We start from the raw sequence: 19,558 nt of genomic DNA, 5'->3' as shown, positions 1-19,558 counted from the left end.
TTATTCCGTAGTCCATGATTGGTTTACGTATGGGCCACAACCTTTCAAACTCCTCAACCCTCGTGCAAAACCCCTTGATCCATGATCCCGCAAGTCATGGTTCGAAGGGGTTTTGTGCGTCTGCCTGTCAATTGGGCTCAGCCGTTGTCTTATGAACAAAATGAATAAACACATGCTGAATGATGACCTTCAGCACGGCAAAGAAAGGCACTGCCAAGATCAAACCCACGACGCCAGCAACTTCTCCACCCACCAGTAACGCAAAAATGATAAATAACGGATGCATATGCAGTGTTCTCCCCACCACCTGCGGAGAAATGACATTGCCCTCCAAAATTTGCACGGCCAAATTGATTAGCGCGACGAGCACCACCATTTTCAAAGAGACAGTTGAAGCCATTAAAATTGCCGGCGCCGCGCCAAAAAACGGACCCATATACGGGATGATATTGAAAATCGCGACAACGCTTGCGAGCAGCAGCGGATAAGGCATACCAATTAGCCAGTAGCCAACGTAGGCAAGGACACCGATAATGACACAAACGAGGAGCTGTCCTCGGATATAGTTACCTAGCGCCGTGTCGATATCCATGAGCAGAGAGACGGTTTTTTTGCGATGTTCTCGCGGTACGATGGCCAGCGCGGTTTTCTCAATAATTTGAAAATCTTTTAAAATATAAAAAGCAAGAAACGGTACGATAAACGCAATAAACAGCATATTAATCGTTGCGCCAATCTGATTCATATAGTTCGCAATAGTCATCGAGATACGGGATTCTAGTTTGTTAAGCGAATGGTTAAACCCGTTCCGTACGCTGTCTGGCAGCATTTGATTTTGATTGAACCCATCGACGAAGGATTGTGCCTTCATTGCCATCTCCGGCATATGTTCATTTAGCTCAGCAGCTTGCTGCACAAACATCGGTGTCATATTCATGATAATAACCGTAATGGATGTAATGAACACGCTGTATATCAGCAGCACCGCAATCGTTCTTGGCATTTTGCGCTTATTCAGAATGTTTACGACCGGATTCAATATATAGGAGATAATGATCGCAATAAAAAATGGCATTGCAATCGCTTTGATAAATGTAAACACATAACTGAGAATTGGTTTGATCAGGATTAGCAAATAAAGACCAATTAAGATGAATAACGCGTAGATGAGTCCTACAAACCATTTATTGTTCCATAATCGTTCCATGCTGCCTCCACCTCTGTCATGTGACTTCGAACTTGCGCTCATTCAGTATGTGTACAACACGCCCAAATTAACCCGTAAACGGAAAAAAACGTTATTCTCCCGCGGAATCCCGCTAAGAAAATAACGTTTGATGATGACCCTATTAGTTCACGTGCTCGTGAATATGAGAAACTTCTTCCTCAAAAAACAAATCATCCAGAGAACTTAACGTACCGTCTTCTTCCACTTGATAGACAGACATTTTGTCTCCGTTTACGCTGAGTTCGATAAAGCAACCCCAGCAGTAAAATTGATGGGAACCGATCTTTCCAATATCTTTGGAATTACAGTTTGGACAACGCATCTTGCTCACCCTATTCTTCTTTAGATACGAAGAGTTCTTCTACTTCCTGAGCGCAATGTCCAGGCACGATGATTGCATCTTCCCCGATCGTTGCCTTCTCTGGCAGGGGAAGCCACTTTCGCCCTTCTTTTAAATCAGAAATAAACCCTTCGGACAATTCATAACCTACTATTTGTTTTCCCCAATTTTGGTCTAAATAAACATCTTGGACCACGCCTAATTCGAGCCCTCCCACCGTCATAATCGGGAGCCCCTTCACCTTGCCGCTGCCGTCAAGAAAAGGGTGACACTCATTCCTCTGCCCAAATTCGCAAATGACACTATCGTTCGGTATGGTTATAGCATCCTCTCCGACTGCCGTAATTCCCTCCCACGATACGTATCGTAGAGAAGAGAACCAATGTTTAGCTTCGAGTATAATGCCGCTGATGTTCCATGTGGGGTCAATCAATACTTCTTTGACTTCGCCGACTTGCTTACCAGATTCTGTGGTAATGACGGGACGTCCAATCCATTCATGCAAGCTGTGCAATGGGTTTGCCTCCTAGAACCACCCAGTACTACTTAGTACGCAAACGCTGAATAATCGTTGCAACTTTGTGGGCAGCCGTTTCGATTTGTTCTCTAGAATTCCCCATTCCAAAACTAAATCGCACAGCGGAGTGTGTAACATTTTCTGGAAGCTGCATGGCGCGCAAAACATGAGACACTTCAAGCGAACCTGACGTGCAGGCGGAACCGCTGGCAGCAGCTACATCTGCAAGATCCAAATTCATTAAAAGCGTTTCTGTTGAGATACCGGGAAAGGAGATGTTCAAAATATGCGGGACACATTGTTCCTGATCTCCATTGATGACAATGGCATCAGATCCCAATTGCTTCTCTAAGGTGGCTATCATTAGATGGCGAAGCTCGCTTGCGTGTTTGTAGGATTCTTCTCGAAGTGGAAGGATCCGTTCAACCGCTCTAGCAAAGCCTGCAATGGCGGCGACATTCTCGGTTCCTGCACGGCGCTTGCGCTCCTGTGAACCACCGAACACGTGGGGGAGTAATCGCGTATGCTTGGAGACATATAAGGCTCCAGCACCTTTGGGTCCATATATTTTGTGAGCAGAAAGGCTCATGACATCTACTGGTAATTGAGCTAAATCTAATGGCAGCTTGCCTAAAGCTTGCACCGCATCGACATGGAAAGGAATGCCATGCTTTCTTGCGAGACGACCCACTTGCTCGATCGGTTGAATCGTGCCTACCTCGTTATTCACATACATCATAGAGATGAGAGCCGTTTCGGGACGAATAGCTGCTTCTACATCATTTACTTGGACGAGTCCTGATGGTCCTACAGGCAGGTAAGTCACTTCGAATCCTAAGCTTTCCAAGTGTTCGCACGGATGCAGCACGGCATGATGTTCAATCATCGTTGTAATGACATGCTTCTTCCCAGGCTGTCTGCCATCCATGATGCCAAAGATCGCCATGTTATTACTTTCCGTTCCGCCGCTCGTAAAAACAAGCTCAGACGGCAAGCAGCCTAATGCTCTTGCCATTCCGTCACGAAACCGGTTCAGTGCGGTTCTTGCCGCCCGACCAAAGCTATGCGTGCTAGAAGGATTTCCATAATTTGCGGTATAGAAAGGCAGCATAGCTTCCCATACATCGGGATGCACGGGCGTCGTTGCTGCATGATCAAGATAAATGGGCTCCATAATTCACCTAAATGTAAAACATGTAATTATCGTTTTTGCTGCCTTTATCTTCAAAAGAAATGAGATTCGCTAGCGTCGTAGAATCGAGTACATCCGCAATGCTGTCACGAATACGTATCCACAAGTCACGCTTCGCTGGATCGTCTTCTTCTGTAAAATCAACGGGCGAAATCGGGCCTTCAAGCACACGAATCACTTCACCTGCAGTCACCTGCTCGGGAGATTTAGAAAGAATATAGCCACCGTATGCTCCGCGTATACTTTTGACCAAACCTGCGTTCCGCAATGGAGCGACAAGCTGCTCTAAATAATGTTCGGAGAGTTGATGTCTTTCTGCGATGCTTTTCAGTGAAGTCGGTCCTTCACCCATTCGGTTAGCTAGTTCCATCATGATCGTTAATCCATAACGACCTTTCGTGGAGATTTTCAAAATGAACACCTCATTCAACATGATATGCCTTCAAGGAGTCTGTATATATCGCAAAAACTTAAGTTGCTTACCAAACTTGCTACCCACGCGTACACCAGGGTCGTCCCTATCTAGGTAAACAGCGTTTCCATTTTTCGCAAAAACATTCCAAAACATCCGTATATCGTATCTATGTTATCACAAAACCCTTGCCAAGTGGGGGAAAACAATGACATTCTCATGAAATATTTTAATTTTCATCGCACGGGATGTATAATAGTGAAAGTTCAAATTAAAGTCTCGCAAGATGGAAAAGAGGTTTACGCGATGGAGTCAAAAAACGTGTCATTCTAGGCATGTCAGGAGGTGTCGATTCTTCGGTTGCCGCATTGCTGCTCAAAGAGCAAGGGTATGAAGTCATCGGCATTTTCATGAAAAATTGGGACGATACCGACGAATTCGGTCATTGCACCGCAGAGGAAGATGCAGAGGATGTCAGACGTGTTTGTGACCAGCTCGACATCCCTTTCTATACAGTCAATTTCGAGAAGCAGTATTACGACAAAGTGTTTGCCTATTTCTTGGACGAGTACACCAAGGGGCGTACACCAAATCCTGATGTGATGTGCAATCGGGAAATTAAGTTCGGCGAGCTGCTGCAAAAAGTGCTGGATCTTGGCGGCGATTACATCGCGACAGGTCATTATGCACAAGTCAAGGAGATCGACGGCGAGTACGTGTTGATACGCGGAAACGATTCAAACAAGGATCAAACGTATTTCTTGAACGTTCTAAATCAAGGGCAATTGGCGAGAGCCATGTTCCCGATCGGGCATCTCCCGAAGTCCAAAGTACGTGAAATCGCAGAAGCTGCTGGACTCGCGACAGCGAAGAAGAAAGACAGTACAGGCATCTGTTTTATCGGTGAACGTGATTTCAAAGAGTTCTTGAGTCAATACCTCCCTGCTCGGCCTGGCAATATGGTAGATATTCGCAGCGGTGAAATCAAGGGGCGTCATGATGGTTTGATGTACTATACATTAGGCCAGCGACAAGGTTTAGGCATCGGTGGTTCAGGCACAGGAGAGCCGTGGTTCGTTGTGGATAAGAAACTGGAGACAAACGAGCTGCTTGTTGTGCAGGGCGAACAACATCCAGGGCTGTATTCCAAAGGACTAACGGCAACGGATGTCAATTGGATTTCCCCTCGTAAGCCTGAAGGACCGTTCGCCTGCACAGCGAAATTCCGCTATCGTCAAGCGGATCAAGGCGTCGTGATTACTTTTGGGCAGGATGGCAGTTGTGAAGTCGTGTTTGATAAACAGCAAAAAGCCGTGACACCTGGCCAGTCTGTCGTCTTTTATGATGGAGAGATTTGTTTGGGTGGCGGTGTGATTGATAAGGTGCACAAATAATTTGTGAGCGAAGGAGCATGATCGAGTATGATCGAAGTTAACGTGAAAGCTGAAACATACGAGGATGTGAAGAAGCTTGTGAAGAAGATCGGAATTCTCCCGCTCTCTTCGTTCATCCCTGATCATCCTTCTCTTGAATCTCTGACTACCTCTGAACAGTGGCATACGGGCTTGGAAACAGATCCATGGCTATGGCGTGATCGCCTACCTGGGGAGGGACTTGCGGCTTATGGGCGATTTTTTGCGAAAAAGCCTTTATTGATCGCTTCTAATCTCTTCCCTTTGTTGAAAAACTTGCTAGATGATCCCTACACCGTGGATGAACGTTATGCCGATGGTGAGTTGTCCAAAGCAGCTGTCGATGTGTACCATGCGATTGAAGCTAATGAAGGTATTGATGTCAAAGCATTGCGCGCGGCAACAAATCTGAAAGCCAAGGAATCCAAAAATGAATTCGATCGTGCCTTGATTGATTTGCAAAGTAAAGCGGATATTGTGATTGCGGGAATCAGCGAGCGATTAAATGCCAATGGTACAAAAAATGGCTGGAACTCCACTTGCTATATGACCGCTTCGCATTGGCTGGAGCTTCATGGGCATGCGAAGAATACGCTGCCGACGCCAGAAGCAAAAGCTGAACTGCGCGCACATCTTCAGACGAAGTATAGCGAGAGCGCTCGCGTGTATTTATCGAAAATTTTTAAATTATAATAAGCATTTTTGCTGATATTTACCTTTACTCTGTTACGAATGCCCTCCCTCTCTGACGTGCAGGCTACAAGGGAAGGGTGGGAGCGCAACTGCTTACAATCATCGCTGTATTCCTTATGCTCGGACTTAGCTATGGAGAATCCTCGGATGTCATCGCTGCAGCAAAGCCATCCGAGAATCACATTATGACGGTCAAAAATCCAGTCTATGATCCTTCCTATGCGAAGTGGAGCCGTCTTGCTTTTCACGAGGCAGGCAAAGTGTATACGCTGTTAGATTACCAATACATCGGCAAATCCAACGTGGCACCAGGCGTTGTACAGCAGCAATTCCGATTCTGGGTTCGTAAAAACGGGGTTGAATTTCCGTTAATCGTTTCGATCCGATACGATCCCGTAACTGAGAAAGTATTTACGATACTTATGGAACAAGAAAAACCGAGAGGGACTCTGCGGATTCTATGAATCTGTTGGAGTCCCTCTTCTTTTGAGCTGATTCTGCTTCATCTTCTCTTCCGTTCCCTGATTGCTGGCAGCAAAAATAACTTCATGCCGGATTTCGTCAGGCAAGTACTGCTGCTGAACGAAGTGACCAGGGTAATCATGCGGATACTGATAGCCTTTATGTCCTAACTTCTCCGCACCTTTGTAATGCGTATCTCGCAAGTGCAGCGGCACTTCGGCGGACTTCACTCGCTCCATTAATTGCTCTGCTCGCATGAGCGCGATCGGGATGGAGTTGGATTTCGGACTCTCCACAGCGAATAAAATTGCCTGGGAAATGATGTACTTCGATTCTGGCCAGCCAATCTTATGATAGGCGTCCATGGCTGTGACGGACTGCACCATCGCCTGCGGATTCGCGAGGCCGATGTCTTCGCTGCAGGCGACGATCAGCCGCCGCAGGAAGGTCATGGGATCCATGCCGAGCTTCTCGACGGCATAGAGGAACCAGAACAGCGCGGCGTCGCTGGAGCCGCGCACACTCTTGTGAAAGGCGGACAAGACGTCATACTGCGTCGACTCGTCCGCTTTCACGATGGGGCGGCGGATCGACTCTTCCGCCACCTCGCGTGTAATATGAACCGTGCCGTCCGGTTCAGGCGAAGTCGTCAGCGCTGCCAGCTCCAGCGCGTTCAGGGATCGGCGGATGTCGCCAACGGCCATCTGCGCGATGTGGATGAGCGCCTCCTCGTCCACGCGGAGGCGCATGAAGCCGAGCCCCTTGACAGGGTCAGCGATCGCTCTGCGCATGGCGATGAGCGCATGCTCCGCCGTGAGGGGCTCGAGCTGGAACAGCGTCGAGCGCGACAGGAGAGCCCCGTTCACATGGTGGAACGGGTTCTCGGTGGTCGCACCGATGAAGATGAGGATGCCCTGCTCGACGGCAGGGAGCAGCGCATCCTGGCGCGACGTGTTGAAGCGATGGACTTCGTCCAGGAAGAGGGTCGTCTTCCGACCATACATCGCTTTCGTGCTCTTCGCGAGCTCAATCACCTCGCGGACGTCTTTCACAGAAGCATCAACCGCGTTAAGCTTGATAAACTCCCCCTGCGTACGATTCGCGATGATGTTCGCGAGCGTGGTCTTCCCTGTCCCTGGCGGCCCATAAAGGAGAATTGAAGTCACCTGATCGGCCTCAATCGCGCGACGCAGCAGCTTGCCTTTGCCTACAATTTGCTCCTGGCCAATATATTCGTCTAACGTGGTTGGGCGCATCCGATCTGCCAACAACTTGCCTACGGGGTCTTGGGATGATGCATATGTAAACAAATCCATGATTGGTTTCCTTTATCCTTTATTCATTCTTAATTTGATCTGTTTCATTATACCTCTCAAGCAAGAGCATGTCATGTCGGAGCGAGCAAAAAAAGCTCCCCAGCGCGCGAATTAAACGCATTGGAGAGCTTTTTTCATCTAGACTTTGGTGACAAAGTTCGGAATTCGCTTGTAGGCGGAAAGTCAGTGCTCTATGCAGCCGAAATCAGCAAATTTTCAGCTTTAGCGGAACGTCAATGCCTTATTCTTCCGAAAAGCAGTCCAACACCGCGCAAATCGAGCATCAACGTATCTACGTTCCCTCAAAACAGTCCTGCACCTTATTTGTTACTTTTGCCCAAACCAATCTCAAGCAGATCTTTAATCGCCGCACTCACCATGATCAGCCCTGCAACTGGAGGAACGAACGAGTTGCTCGCTGGCGGTTGCTGCGCCTTACGTCTGTCAGGTGCATCCGCTGGCACAATTTGTTCCGTAACATCTTCCCGCGGCTTCATCGGCTCTTCCATGGAGAAGACAACCTTAACGCCCTTCTTGATGCCTTCCTTGCGCAATCTTTGGCGAATGACACGTGCGATAGGATCCATGCTTGTTTTAGAAATATCCGTTATTCTAAATTGCGTTGGATCCATTTTATTCGCAGCACCCATACAAGAAATCATCGGGATTTTACGCGCTAAACATTGTTTGATCAAATGGATTTTGTACTCGATTGTATCGCTTGCGTCCAAGACATAGTCGATCGGGTAAGAGAAGACTTGCTCATACGTTTCTTCTGTGTAAAACATGCGAAGCGAGATGACATCGCACTCGGGGTTAATCAATTTGATGCGGTCGCGCATCAGATCAGCCTTAGGCTGACCGACCGTCGTCGTTAACGCGTGAATCTGACGGTTAATGTTCGTGATATCGACAACATCTTTGTCGATGAGAATCAGGCGTCCCACCCCGGAACGGGCCAGGGCTTCGGCTGCAATCGAGCCGACCCCGCCAATTCCGAGCACGACGACTGTACTCTTTTTCATAATATCAAGACCCTCTGGGCCGATGGCTAACTCCGTACGTGAAAATTGGTGAAGCATAGCTGGGAACACTTCCTCTTCAAAGTTCTTAGGCTTTGGCAGCTGGCTGTTTAAGCGCTAAGCGAATCGATAGTTGTTCTAGTTGTTTCTCATCCACTGTACCTGGCGCATCCGTCAACAAGTCTGTTGCACTTGCTGTTTTCGGGAATGCAATCGTTTCTCTCAAGTTCGTGCGGCCGGTAATGAGCATCACCAAACGGTCGAACCCGAATGCAAATCCACCATGTGGCGGCGTTCCGTATTCAAATGCTTCCAACAAGAAGCCGAATTTCTCTACCGCTTCTTCTTTAGAGAAACCTAACGCGGCGAACATTTTCTCTTGAACGTCACGTTGGTAAATCCGCATGGAGCCGCCACCTACTTCGTAGCCATTCAAGACAAGGTCATACGCTTGGGCACGGATTTGGCCTGGATCTGTATCAAAGAAGTGAATGTCATCTTCGTTCGGACGTGTGAACGGATGGTGCTCAGCTACATAACGTTTCGCTTCTTCGTCGTAGCCAAGAAGTGGGAAATCCACAACCCAAGCATATTTAAATTTTGAATCATCGATCAGACCTAGTTGGCGACCGATTTTCAAACGGAGATTACCCAGTACATCGGCAACGACTTTCTTTTTATCTGCGGAGAATAGAAGTAGATCTCCTTCTTCTGCACCAAGGCGCTCAGTCAATGCCACGATTTCTGCCTCGTTGAAGAATTTCACGATTGGTCCTTTGAACTCGCCGTCCTTCACTTGGATCCAAGCAAGACCTTTGGCACCATAGCGTGCTGCGAAAGGAAGCAAGTCATCGATCTCTTTACGGCTCCATGTGCCGCAACCTTTCGCGTTAAGCGCTTTGACTTGGCCTCCGCCTTTAACCACGTTCGCAAATACTTGTACACCTGATGTCGAAACGATATCGGACACGTCTTCGAGCTCAAGTCCGAAACGAAGATCCGGCTTATCGGAACCGTATTTCGCCATTGCATCCGCATACGTGATGCGTTGGAATGGACGTGGAATCTCTACATTCGCTGTCTCTTGCATCAACTTCACCACAAGCTCCTCTAACAGATCAAGAAGCTGATCTTGGGAAAGGAACGATGTCTCGATGTCCACTTGTGTGAATTCTGGTTGACGGTCTGCACGAAGATCTTCGTCGCGGAAGCAGCGCGCGATTTGGTAGTACCGCTCCAAACCACTAACCATCAATAATTGTTTGAAAATTTGTGGTGATTGTGGAAGTGCAAAGAACTCACCTGGATGTACGCGGCTCGGCACTAAGTAATCACGTGCGCCTTCTGGCGTGCTTTTCGTCAAAATCGGTGTTTCCACATCGATAAAGCCTTGGGAATCCAAGAAGTTACGGAACACGTTGGACGCCTTGGAACGAAGCATCAACGTACGTTGCATTTCAGGGCGACGCAGGTCAAGATAACGATATTTCAAACGAACCGCTTCATCCACTTCTACGCCGTCTTCGATGAAGAAAGGAGGTGTTTTCGCCGCGTTCATGATTTCGATTTCAGTCACTTGAACTTCGATCTCGCCTGTTGGGATATTTGGATTGACAGTCTCAGCATCACGCTCAACAACTTTCCCTTTCACGGCAAGTACGTACTCGTTACGAGCACGATCCGCAATGGCCAAAGCTTCCCCTGAGAATTCTGGATTAAATACGGTTTGTATTATGCCACTGCGATCACGTAGATCGATGAAAAGAATTCCGCCAAAGTCTCGTCTTACTTGAACCCATCCATTCAGAATTACCGTTTCCCCAACGTGCGCTTTCGTAAGCTGTCCACAATGATGTGTTTTGAGCATCATAATAATTATTGCCTCCTTCAAAATGTTAGTAAACGTAGGACTATCTATTGGAATAGTGTTTTTGCTGCTTGTGAGGCAAGGTCCACTAGGCTTACAGTGATTTGGTGACCCGTATCCATCTTCTTCAAGGTGATTTCGCCGCGTTCCAGCTCGTAATCCCCTAGAATAGCGACGAACGTCGCTTGGAAGCGATCCGCTGACTTCATCTGAGCTTTCATTTTGCGGCCTTGGTAGTCTTTTTCCGCTTTCAAGCCTTGTACGCGCAACTGGTGAAGGAGTTTCGTCACTTCTTTCTCTGCTGCTTCGCCAAGCCCAATCAAATACACATCCAGCGGCTCTGGCTTCGGAATCTCAACACCTTGTGCTTGCAAGACGAGCAGAACGCGCTCCAGCCCAAGACCCAAGCCTACACCTGGCTGATCTGTCCCATGACCGCCGATTTGCTCCACAAGACCGTTGTAACGTCCGCCGCCGCCGATCGTGTCGATGGCACCGATGCCTGCAGCTTTATACTCAAACGCGGTGTGCGTGTAGTAATCTAGACCGCGCACAAGACGCGGATTAATGCGATATGGAATTTCCATGGCTGTTAGGTGCTCTTGGACCTGAGCAAAGTGCGTACTGCACTCCTCATCCAGGAATTCCAAGATATCAGGCGCGCCGACACCGTGTTTTTGATCGATTTTGCAATCGAGGATCCTCATTGGGTTGCGGTCATAACGAGATTGACAGTCCTTGCAAAGCTGATCTTTCACAGGTGCAAAGAACGCTTGCAATTGCTCGCGGTAAGCGGTACGAACAGCAGGTGTACCCACCGAGTTCACTTCAACCGTAACATCTTTGAGTCCAATTTCTTTGTAAAACGTAAAGCCCAGCGCGATGACTTCCGCATCTATACTCGGATCTACGGATCCAAAAGCTTCAATCCCGAACTGGTGAAACTGACGGTAACGGCCAGCCTGCGGCTGTTCATAACGGAACATCGGTCCGACATAGAACAGTTTCGTCAAATCTGGAATCCCATACAGCTTATTCTCTACGTAAGCCCGAACAACACCCGCTGTCCCTTCAGGGCGAAGCGTCATGCTGCGGTCACCTTTATCTAGAAATGTGTACATTTCTTTCTCGACAATGTCCGTCGTTTCCCCAACGCCGCGCGAAAATAGCTCCGTGCTTTCGAAAATTGGCGAACGAATTTCCTTGTAGTTAAACCGCGCGCATAAATCTCTTGCTTTACTCTCCAAGTACTGCCATTTCTCCACTTCGCCAGGAAGCAGATCCTGTGTCCCTTTTGGCTTTTGAATACTCATCTAAGGCAACCTCCCTTTGTTTCTAAAATAAAAAGCAAAAAATCCCCCATCCCCGACTAACGTCAGGGACGAGAGATTTGAATTAATCAATTCACCCGTGGTACCACCCACATTCAGAACGGCATGCACACTTAACTAGCAAGTCACATCATTCTGCACTTTGCGGTTAACGCCCGCTACTCGCATAACTGCTACTAAGTATACTCGCATATACCGTTCCCAGCCTGTCCTCGGGGAGGTCTGTTCATTCGCTCATCATAGGAAGCTTGCAGCCTGGACTTCCTTCTCTGTAGATGTGGGGGTGAATTACTGTGTCCCTTCAACGGATCACCATCGTATCCAATACAATATGGTTATTGTAAACATTGGTAAGAGCAAAGTCAAGAGATAGACGTCCACTCATCCTGTTAATTTATTTATTCCTGCTAGGTGTTGGAATCGGCCCACTTCTGCACTTCATCCATCACAGATTGGAGTCCTTTGCCCTTAGGCGTTAACTCATATTCAATGCGAACGGGCGTTTCAGGGTAAACATGTCGAATGATAATATCGGCAGCCTCTAATTCTTTAAACCTTTCGGACAACATGCGGTCGCTCATACTTGGAATTAATACGGAAATATCTTTAAACCGCTTGGGCCCCGTTAACAGTACATGAATGATTAGCCCTGTCCAACGCTTTCCGAGAAGTTCGAAGGCATGCTCGAATTTGGGACATAGTTGGTAGTTGTTTTCCATCATAATCATCTCCTTCGAGTTCTTGCTTGAACGATTGGTTCAGACACTTCTGCAAAAACTATTTTAGCATAGTCGCTTGACAAAAGTAAGTGACTCGTAATAATATACTAACATAAAGTAAGTTGTTAAACAAAAATCATTTAAAGAGGAGATGTTAGTATGGCTTTAGGACTTCTGATTATTCGTTTGGTGATTGGGTTAACAATGGCAGCACATGGCACACAGAAGCTATTTGGCTGGTTCGGGGGTTACGGCCCTAAAGGAACTGGAGGTTTCTTCGAATCAATTGGGATTAAACCAGGTGTATTCATGGCAGTGGCGGCAGGATTGAGCGAGGTTGCTGGCGGTTTGTTGTTCGCAGCTGGCCTTTGGACGGAGGTTGGCGCAGCGCTAATTATTCTTACCATGTTGATTGCCATTGTGAAAGTTCACGGCAAAAACGGCTATTGGGTGACTTCCAACGGGTATGAATACAATGCGGCCTTGCTAATCGTCGCGCTGGGTGTTGCTCTGATCGGCGCTGGCGACTACTCCATCGACGCGCTTTTATGAAAACCTCTATCGAAGCCATTCAGTGATGAGTGACCGCGTTTAGAGATAGGTTTTATCGCCAAATAGTAAGAAGTTTTCGGGAATTTTGAAAACTTATACTTACTATTGTGGTAAGTTACAAGAACCGCCCAGTCACACGGCTGCGGCGGTTTTTCTTTGGAAAGAAAATAGCCTGCAGCACAGAGCTGCAGGCTTTCAAAGGTTTATATTTTAAAGGGGGTCGACTATTAGTATAGCCCATTTAGATTAAAGGAAGATGAACGCCTTATTACAAGTTTATTACATGTGATTTCCGTTCATTTTCACGTATTTTCATTTGGTTTCATTCGTATATTCATGTTGTTTTCACATATACATGTACAACAAGGCGAATGGCCTTGAATATCCCATCTGGAGGCTGTAACAATGACACTACAAAACGAGTTTCAAGAGGAACGACAAGATCTCGTGGTGCTTTTCTCTGAAGAAGCCGAAGAACAAGAAGAAGTAGCTGAAGACGCAGCCGAAGAAGAGGCCATTGAAGAATCGGACGCTGCTGAAGAAGCGGAAGAAGAAGCAGCTGATGAAGACGATGTCGAAGCGGAAGATGATGAGGATGCGGAAGCAAGCGAAGAGTCCGCAGAAGAAGAAGCCGATGCGGATGCCGTAGAAGACGAAGCTGAGGAAGTCGACGCCGAAGACGCCGATGAGGCTCCAGCAGACGAAGACTAAGATTTGTAAACGCAATCATCCCCGCTCTCATTGCCAACAACAAACTAAGAGCCTTACAGCCACATCCTATGCGGCAATAAGGCTCTCTATTGCGTTTACGGCTTCCCTGTTAACCCCATCTTCACATCACTGAGCAGCATGAACGTGTCGCCGTTCGTTAACTTCTGTTTATCTGCTATGCTGCTCACTGTTGCAGCCGTTAACAGCTTGCTCTCGATAAGCTTCGCTTGTGCCTCGGCAGCTGTAACTTTGTAGCCTAACGCTTGCGCCAGCGTGTAGCTAGCTTGGTCAAGGGTCAGTGCATTCTTGTCCGAATCGGTCATATTTACGATCGCTTGATTCGCATCTCCTGGGAAGGCAGACGGCTTCATCTTCTTCGCACCGCCAACGAGGTTAACCATCCGCTTCGGATTCGCTGCCTCATCTAACTTAAAATTGTTCGTATAAGCACCAGAGGCCAAGCCCAGCATTAATGCTGTTTTCAAGCCTTCATACGCCTTATGTTCCATAAATGGCTGCGCCTTAACGGTGATCGGCTGAATTTCCATGCCCTGCTTATTCAGCTGCGCCTGCAGCTTGGCTATACTTTCTTTGGATGCGGACAGCTGACGGAATGTCTTATTCTCGGATTTCGCTAAGCTCGCAGCAGCCCCTGCTGCTTCTCCCTCCGCCATGCCAGTCGGCATAACGCGAGCGCTACCGTGAGGCAGTGTATCATAGCTTGCCGCTCTTCCAACGACCAGAAGACCGTCAATTTGCTGTGGAACGAGGCTGCGGAACGGAATCGCATATTGTTTAGGCTTGCACACCACATTGCCTGAATCCGTAGGCGAAACCCGCTGAATATCCACGGCATAGGAACCGAATCCAATACGATCCCATTGGTCTGCGTTGGAACATACATCCACGATGTTCAGGCGGTACTCGCCCTGCATGTGACGGGTTTCCCTTACGTAAAGCTCAGGCGCAGAGCCATCCAGCTCAACAGTTGCAAACTCAGGGAATGTCTTTTTCATGTAAGCGACAATGTTCGGTAATTCTTTTTTCCCAATATCAAAAGCCTCTTGTACCGACTTCGGATTAAATGTATCTACGCCGAAAATTTGCAGCGCATTGATGAGGACCGTGTTATCATTTTGCCTGCCCATATTGAAGCCGCGCATCTTCGCCCGTTCTTTATTAATAGCCGGATAGGCACTCATTTCTCCGTAACCAAACACGCTAACCTCATTGACACCTGTGTCAGGGTTGTTATCCCCATTCAGACGCTGCGCCATCAAACTCCACACTTCGGGTGTGAAATTTTTCAGTCGGAACGCTAGAGTCACCGCCATTTTGGAGTTCGGATCTCCGAGGTCTTCACGCCCCATTGTAAAAGGCACCCCTGCTGCCGCTGCGAAATCGCCATCTTGTGTCGCATCGATCACCGATACGGCTTTGACGACTTGTGTGCTGCCATCTTCTAGTGTGATCGTAGCGCCTTGCACGGTTTTCAAATCCTTCGAGAGCAAAGGATCGACTTTTTTCGTTTTCATCATCACATCAATATTTTTTTCATTTTTCACGGAATCGTAGAAGGCATTGGCTGCCGTATTCACATCGAAGGAATCCCCTTCGAGCTTCGCATACCATTCCGAAAAATAGCCTTTGTTCCAAACATCGTCTTTGCCTAATAAATTCTTGGAAGTCGAATAGTTCATATCCAAAGAATTAATCCAACCCAGCGTCATTAATCCGCCGAAGATTTCACGATTGCGTCCGTCGACGAGCAACGTGCTTAAGCCATTTCGTGCCGCGGACACAGCCGCTGCGATCCCTTCTGGATCGGTCCCCACAACGATAACGTCATAGGTGTCCTTCATTTTTTTCACAGACTTGACTTCCTCCAACGCTTGATGCGCCGAAAGTCCTTTGCTCTTGTGATGATTGTATTGGAACACCATCGCAGCCGTTGCAGCCAACAGTGTAAGTACAATCAATGTCACCATTAGCCAAAGCCAACCCTTGGATGTAGTGTTATTACGATTTGATTTTACCATGACGTTCCTACGCACCCACCTTATCTCTTGCTTGTCCAGCAATAATGCCATAGGCTAGTTTACCACAATTTGCCCGTGTAGAGGAAATTATGACGCATATACAAATAAAACCACACAGGCTCGTCGTGACGCTCCTGCATGGCTCTATGAACTACCGATACGATTTCTTGGGGATGCTCCGCATTTTCTCTTGATCCGACGTAAATTCTGCACTGATCTCCACATCAGTAAATGGCGAGATCCCACTCATCCGTTCGGCAAGCGAGTTGTGCAACAATTGCTGCATCGGAGCTGTCATGGCTTTGTTCTTGATCGATTGACGCATAGCTACATGCTCCTAACCGCTAGATTCTACCTTTTCAGTATAACCAGTGGTTGGTGTAACTATCCCGTCCCAGCTTATTTGCTGTCGATAATGAGCGTAACAGGTCCCCAATTCGTCAGTGAAACGTCCATCATCTCGCCAAAAGCACCTGTCTCCACATGCAACCCCTGCGCTCTAAGCAGCTCGTTGAATTGGTTGTACAGCTGCTCTGCCAGTTCTGGCCTTGCGGCGGCCATGAAATTCGGGCGTTTCCCTTTGCGGCAATCTCCGTATAAGGTGAACTGTGACACGGATAAAATGCTCCCGCCAGTCTCCATAACCGAGAGATTCATCTTGCCGCTCTCATCTTCAAAAATGCGCAATCCTGCGACTTTATCCGCAACGTACTTGGCATCCTGCTCTGTATCTTCATGTGTAATGCCGACTAGCAGCATAAGTCCGTGACCGATCTGACCAATGATCTCTCCACCAACAGTCACTTCAGCACGTTTACAACGTTGAACAACTACTCGCATTATCTTCGGAATCTCCTTGCCTCTTGCTAGCTCTGCATAATCCGCTGCACGGAATACACATCTTTGACACGTTTGATTTTTTCAACAACAGACTGCAGATGATCGATATTTTTGATTAAAATGGTCATATGAATCGTCGCCATTTTGTTCTTATCGGAACGGCCTGAAACTGCTGAAATCATCGTCTTGCTCTCGGAAACGGCTTGCAGCACTTCATTCAAGAAACCTCGGCGATCATGACCAGTAATCTCAATTTCCACATTGAAATTCGATTCCACGGCCTCCGCCCAATCCACTTCAATGACTCGATCTTCTTCACCCATGGTCGTTGGAATGTTCGTGCAATCTGCACGATGCACAGACACACCGCGCCCGCGCGTAATATAGCCAATAATCAAATCCCCTGGCACTGGATTACAGCAGCGCGCGAAACGGACAAGCAGGTTGTCGACGCCTTTGACACGTACGCCATTCGTTGGACGGCTCTTCCGTTCAGTCGCTTGCGGTGCTTTAACCTCTTTCACTTCGCTGCTCAGCTTAATAACCTGAGCTTCTTCCGCTTCCTTGCGCAGCTTCTCCGTCAGTTTCGTACAGATCTGAGCCGCTGTAATCCCGCCAAAACCAACGGCAGACAGCATGTCTTCAATATCGCTGAAATTGTATTTTTTCGCTGCTTCGAGCAATTTATCATCGCTCATTAAAGTTGGCGGATCAATGGCTAAGCGCTTCAACTCGCGCTCAATCATATCCTTGCCTTTTTCAACGTTCTCTTCGCGTTTTTCCTTCTTGAACCACTGCTTGATTTTACTGCGAGCATGCGAGGACTGTGCAATTTTGATCCAGTCCTGACTTGGTCCATAGGAATGCTTGGATGTCAAAATTTCAATAATATCGCCCGTTTTGAGCTTATGATCAAGCGGAACGATACGTGAATTTACTTTGGCACCGATGGTACGATTACCGATTTCTGTATGAATCCGATAAGCAAAATCCAACGGAACCGCGCCTGCTGGAAGCTCAATCACTTCCCCTTTTGGCGTAAAGACGAATACCAAATCAGAGAAGAAATCCATCTTCATGGATTCCATGAACTCCGAAGCATCGCTAGTTTCATGCTGTAACTCCAGAATTTCCCGGAACCAGCTCATCTTGTCTTCAAATGTGCCCGAAGGCACGATGGTACCGCCTTCTTTGTATGCCCAGTGCGCCGCAATCCCGAATTCGGAGGTACGGTGCATTTCCCACGTCCGAATCTGAACTTCAAGCGGTTCACCCTTAGGACCGATCACGGTCGTATGCAACGACTGATACATGTTCGGCTTCGGCATCGCAATGTAGTCCTTGAATCGGCCAGGCATCGGCTTCCACAACGTATGAATGATACCCAAAGAAGCATAGCAATCTTTAATGCCATCGACGATCACACGCAATGCCATCAAATCATAAATCTCATTGAATTGCTTGCCGCGGGAGCTCATTTTCTTATATATACTGTAGAGATGCTTCGGACGCCCTGAAATATCCCCTTGAATGCCCATCTCATCTAATTTCTCTTTGATGCTATGAATGACATCTTCGATGTATTGCTCGCGTTCTGTCCGCTTCTTCTGCATCAAATTCACGATTCGGTAATATTGCTGCGGATTCAAATAGCGGAGGGCAATATCCTCCATTTCCCATTTGATCGTAGAAATCCCTAATCGATGCGCGATCGGACAGAAAATTTCCAACGTTTCTTCCGCAATGCGGCGTTGGCTTTCTTCCGATTGGTATTTCAACGTGCGCATGTTATGCAAACGGTCGGCAAGCTTAATGAGAATAACCCTTATGTCCTGCGCCATGGCGACGAACATTTTACGATAATTCTCGTTCTGCTGCTCTTCCTTGGATTTGAACTTAATCCGTTCCAACTTCGTCAAACCATCAACGAGCATCGCACACGTTTTACCGAATTTATCTAGAACTGTTTCAAGCGAAACAGTCGTATCTTCAACAACATCATGCAGAAGGGCTGCGATCACCGAAGTGACATCCATCTGCATGTTCACCAAAATATCTGCAACAGCGAGCGGATGCAAAATATAAGGCTCGCCTGATTTGCGCACTTGGCCATGATGGGCTTCGTCCGCGAATTCATAGGCCTCCCGAATCCTCTGCAAATCATTCTCTTTCAGATAGGTGGCGGCCTTTTCCAGCAGCAGCTCTATACCCATGCATCTACCCATTCCCTTTAGTCGATTTTTATCCATTATGCCTGCAAGTCAGGCCCCTCGTCAACTATTCACGTACTTGCTTTCGACAAATTGCATCATCCCTAGCCGAATTGCTATGAAAAAGAGAATCGAATAACGAACATTCGATTCTCCAACGCTCTCTTAGTATTGAACCAAAGATACAACATCCAAACCATCAAATTTACTACGACCGTCCAAATAGGAAAGCTCAATTAAGAAAGCCGCTCCCACAATTTCGCCGCCTAGTTGTTTAATTAAATCAATGGACGTCTGAATTGTACCACCAGTTGCTAGTAAATCGTCAGCGATCAGTACTTTTTGACCAGGCTTAATCGCATCTTTGTGCATAGCAAGCTTATCCTTGCCATACTCAAGCGCGTAGTCTGCTTCAATCGTTTCTCCAGGCAATTTGCCGCTTTTACGAATTGGAATAAAGCCAACCCCTAGCGCACAAGCAAGTGGCGCACCAATGACGAATCCGCGTGCTTCCGGACCCGCGATCACGTCGATTTCCTTGTCTTTCACTAATTGTCTCAATTGTTCAATCGCTTCTTTGTAGACAGGCCCATTTTGCAATAGGGTCGTGATGTCTTTGAAACGGATGCCTGGCTGTGGGAAGTCCGGGATAACGCGGATATACTCTTTGAAATTCATTTGATTTCCTCCAATGT

19 protein-coding genes and 1 pseudogene are annotated in these 19,558 nt (G+C 47.4%); 5 read left to right on the top strand and 15 right to left on the bottom strand.

Annotation, left to right across the window (positions count from 1 at the left end; translation table 11 throughout):
* Window positions 1-127: 127 nt before the first annotated feature.
* The 5 genes from MJB10_RS07310 to cymR form a co-directional block, all read right to left on the bottom strand.
* Window positions 128-1,207: an AI-2E family transporter gene (locus MJB10_RS07310; protein ID WP_314803046.1), complete on the bottom strand. Its 1,080-nt coding sequence runs from the start codon at window positions 1,205-1,207 to the stop codon at window positions 128-130.
* Window positions 1,208-1,349: 142 nt separating this feature from the next.
* Window positions 1,350-1,550, bottom strand: a complete 201-nt coding sequence (locus tag MJB10_RS07305) for a hypothetical protein (protein ID WP_314803044.1) — start codon at window positions 1,548-1,550, stop codon at window positions 1,350-1,352.
* A gap of 10 nt (window positions 1,551-1,560) precedes the next feature.
* Window positions 1,561-2,082 (bottom strand): PRC-barrel domain-containing protein, encoded by a 522-nt coding sequence (locus MJB10_RS07300; protein WP_314803042.1) that lies wholly within the window; start codon window positions 2,080-2,082, stop codon window positions 1,561-1,563.
* A 28-nt stretch (window positions 2,083-2,110) separates the two neighbouring features.
* Window positions 2,111-3,259 carry a cysteine desulfurase family protein gene (locus MJB10_RS07295; RefSeq protein WP_314803040.1) on the bottom strand — a complete coding sequence of 383 codons (1,149 nt, stop codon included), beginning with the start codon at window positions 3,257-3,259 and terminating at the stop codon, window positions 2,111-2,113.
* Between the two features lie 7 nt (window positions 3,260-3,266).
* Window positions 3,267-3,689 (bottom strand): cysteine metabolism transcriptional regulator CymR, encoded by a 423-nt coding sequence (gene cymR, locus MJB10_RS07290; protein ID WP_314805512.1) that lies wholly within the window; start codon window positions 3,687-3,689, stop codon window positions 3,267-3,269.
* Between the two features lie 314 nt (window positions 3,690-4,003).
* Between cymR and mnmA the strand changes: the two are divergent.
* The 3 genes and pseudogenes from mnmA to MJB10_RS07275 all read left to right on the top strand — a co-directional run.
* A pseudogene (mnmA, locus tag MJB10_RS07285) lies at window positions 4,004-5,083 on the top strand (tRNA 2-thiouridine(34) synthase MnmA); the annotation flags it as partial.
* 27 nt (window positions 5,084-5,110) lie between these two features.
* The gene (locus MJB10_RS07280) at window positions 5,111-5,794 is read left to right on the top strand and encodes an AlkZ-related protein (RefSeq protein ID WP_314803038.1); all 684 of its coding nucleotides are present in this window, start codon (window positions 5,111-5,113) and stop codon (window positions 5,792-5,794) included.
* Window positions 5,795-5,910: 116 nt separating this feature from the next.
* Window positions 5,911-6,258: a DUF3889 domain-containing protein gene (locus MJB10_RS07275; protein WP_314803037.1), complete on the top strand. Its 348-nt coding sequence runs from the start codon at window positions 5,911-5,913 to the stop codon at window positions 6,256-6,258.
* On the opposite strand, the gene MJB10_RS07270 is transcribed toward MJB10_RS07275, so the two are convergent.
* The 5 genes from MJB10_RS07270 to MJB10_RS07250 form a co-directional block, all read right to left on the bottom strand.
* Window positions 6,253-7,572, bottom strand: a complete 1,320-nt coding sequence (locus tag MJB10_RS07270; RefSeq protein ID WP_314803035.1) for a replication-associated recombination protein A — start codon at window positions 7,570-7,572, stop codon at window positions 6,253-6,255. The two genes, MJB10_RS07275 and MJB10_RS07270, sit on opposite strands and share 6 nt — an antisense overlap.
* Window positions 7,573-7,892: 320 nt before the next feature.
* Window positions 7,893-8,654, bottom strand: coding sequence for a tRNA threonylcarbamoyladenosine dehydratase (locus MJB10_RS07265; protein ID WP_314803033.1), 762 nt, complete (start codon window positions 8,652-8,654; stop codon window positions 7,893-7,895).
* A 28-nt stretch (window positions 8,655-8,682) separates the two neighbouring features.
* Complete coding sequence (aspS, locus tag MJB10_RS07260) at window positions 8,683-10,464, bottom strand: aspartate--tRNA ligase (protein ID WP_314803031.1); 1,782 nt, start codon at window positions 10,462-10,464, stop codon at window positions 8,683-8,685.
* A 44-nt stretch (window positions 10,465-10,508) separates the two neighbouring features.
* Window positions 10,509-11,774, bottom strand: coding sequence for a histidine--tRNA ligase (hisS, locus tag MJB10_RS07255; protein WP_314803029.1), 1,266 nt, complete (start codon window positions 11,772-11,774; stop codon window positions 10,509-10,511).
* 425 nt (window positions 11,775-12,199) lie between these two features.
* Window positions 12,200-12,511, bottom strand: coding sequence for a winged helix-turn-helix transcriptional regulator (locus MJB10_RS07250; RefSeq protein ID WP_314803027.1), 312 nt, complete (start codon window positions 12,509-12,511; stop codon window positions 12,200-12,202).
* Window positions 12,512-12,670: 159 nt separating this feature from the next.
* Here MJB10_RS07250 and MJB10_RS07245 point away from each other — a divergent pair, with 159 nt between their 5' ends.
* Complete coding sequence (locus MJB10_RS07245; RefSeq protein ID WP_314803026.1) at window positions 12,671-13,063, top strand: DoxX family protein; 393 nt, start codon at window positions 12,671-12,673, stop codon at window positions 13,061-13,063.
* Between the two features lie 405 nt (window positions 13,064-13,468).
* Complete coding sequence (locus MJB10_RS07240) at window positions 13,469-13,774, top strand: hypothetical protein (protein ID WP_314803025.1); 306 nt, start codon at window positions 13,469-13,471, stop codon at window positions 13,772-13,774.
* 95 nt (window positions 13,775-13,869) lie between these two features.
* Here MJB10_RS07240 and MJB10_RS07235 read toward each other — a convergent pair whose 3' ends face one another.
* The 5 genes from MJB10_RS07235 to MJB10_RS07215 form a co-directional block, all read right to left on the bottom strand.
* Window positions 13,870-15,813 carry an FAD-dependent oxidoreductase gene (locus MJB10_RS07235; protein WP_314803024.1) on the bottom strand — a complete coding sequence of 648 codons (1,944 nt, stop codon included), beginning with the start codon at window positions 15,811-15,813 and terminating at the stop codon, window positions 13,870-13,872.
* Window positions 15,814-15,964: 151 nt separating this feature from the next.
* The gene (locus MJB10_RS07230) at window positions 15,965-16,138 is read right to left on the bottom strand and encodes a hypothetical protein (RefSeq protein WP_314803023.1); all 174 of its coding nucleotides are present in this window, start codon (window positions 16,136-16,138) and stop codon (window positions 15,965-15,967) included.
* Between the two features lie 74 nt (window positions 16,139-16,212).
* A complete protein-coding gene (gene dtd / locus MJB10_RS07225; protein ID WP_314803022.1) occupies window positions 16,213-16,653 on the bottom strand; it encodes a D-aminoacyl-tRNA deacylase in 441 nt (146 codons plus the stop codon).
* A gap of 26 nt (window positions 16,654-16,679) precedes the next feature.
* Window positions 16,680-18,866: a RelA/SpoT family protein gene (locus tag MJB10_RS07220; RefSeq protein WP_314805510.1), complete on the bottom strand. Its 2,187-nt coding sequence runs from the start codon at window positions 18,864-18,866 to the stop codon at window positions 16,680-16,682.
* A 162-nt stretch (window positions 18,867-19,028) separates the two neighbouring features.
* Window positions 19,029-19,541, bottom strand: a complete 513-nt coding sequence (locus MJB10_RS07215) for an adenine phosphoribosyltransferase (RefSeq protein ID WP_314803020.1) — start codon at window positions 19,539-19,541, stop codon at window positions 19,029-19,031.
* Between the last annotated feature and the right edge of the window lie 17 nt (window positions 19,542-19,558).

Source organism: Paenibacillus sp. MBLB1832, from assembly GCF_032271945.1.
In the GTDB taxonomy this organism is placed as follows: Bacteria; Bacillota; Bacilli; order Paenibacillales; family NBRC-103111; genus Paenibacillus_E; species Paenibacillus_E roseopurpureus.
The sequence above is the reverse complement of the archived record's forward strand: the minus strand, read 5'-3'. Positions and strand labels throughout refer to the sequence as shown.

Coding starts and splice junctions, on each gene's coding strand:
- MJB10_RS07240 (WP_314803025.1), top strand. CDS start 13,469: ATGACACTACAAAACGAGTTTCAAGAGGAACGACAAGATCTCGTGGTG.
- hisS (WP_314803029.1), bottom strand. CDS start 11,774: ATGAGTATTCAAAAGCCAAAAGGGACACAGGATCTGCTTCCTGGCGAA.
- MJB10_RS07250 (WP_314803027.1), bottom strand. CDS start 12,511: ATGGAAAACAACTACCAACTATGTCCCAAATTCGAGCATGCCTTCGAA.
- MJB10_RS07245 (WP_314803026.1), top strand. CDS start 12,671: ATGGCTTTAGGACTTCTGATTATTCGTTTGGTGATTGGGTTAACAATG.
- MJB10_RS07275 (WP_314803037.1), top strand. CDS start 5,911: ATGCTCGGACTTAGCTATGGAGAATCCTCGGATGTCATCGCTGCAGCA.
- MJB10_RS07220 (WP_314805510.1), bottom strand. CDS start 18,866: ATGGGTATAGAGCTGCTGCTGGAAAAGGCCGCCACCTATCTGAAAGAG.
- MJB10_RS07265 (WP_314803033.1), bottom strand. CDS start 8,654: ATGCTTCACCAATTTTCACGTACGGAGTTAGCCATCGGCCCAGAGGGT.
- MJB10_RS07280 (WP_314803038.1), top strand. CDS start 5,111: ATGATCGAAGTTAACGTGAAAGCTGAAACATACGAGGATGTGAAGAAG.
- MJB10_RS07295 (WP_314803040.1), bottom strand. CDS start 3,259: ATGGAGCCCATTTATCTTGATCATGCAGCAACGACGCCCGTGCATCCC.
- MJB10_RS07215 (WP_314803020.1), bottom strand. CDS start 19,541: ATGAATTTCAAAGAGTATATCCGCGTTATCCCGGACTTCCCACAGCCA.
- MJB10_RS07235 (WP_314803024.1), bottom strand. CDS start 15,813: ATGGTAAAATCAAATCGTAATAACACTACATCCAAGGGTTGGCTTTGG.
- MJB10_RS07230 (WP_314803023.1), bottom strand. CDS start 16,138: ATGCGTCAATCGATCAAGAACAAAGCCATGACAGCTCCGATGCAGCAA.
- aspS (WP_314803031.1), bottom strand. CDS start 10,464: ATGATGCTCAAAACACATCATTGTGGACAGCTTACGAAAGCGCACGTT.
- dtd (WP_314803022.1), bottom strand. CDS start 16,653: ATGCGAGTAGTTGTTCAACGTTGTAAACGTGCTGAAGTGACTGTTGGT.
- MJB10_RS07305 (WP_314803044.1), bottom strand. CDS start 1,550: ATGCGTTGTCCAAACTGTAATTCCAAAGATATTGGAAAGATCGGTTCC.
- MJB10_RS07270 (WP_314803035.1), bottom strand. CDS start 7,572: ATGGATTTGTTTACATATGCATCATCCCAAGACCCCGTAGGCAAGTTG.
- MJB10_RS07310 (WP_314803046.1), bottom strand. CDS start 1,207: ATGGAACGATTATGGAACAATAAATGGTTTGTAGGACTCATCTACGCG.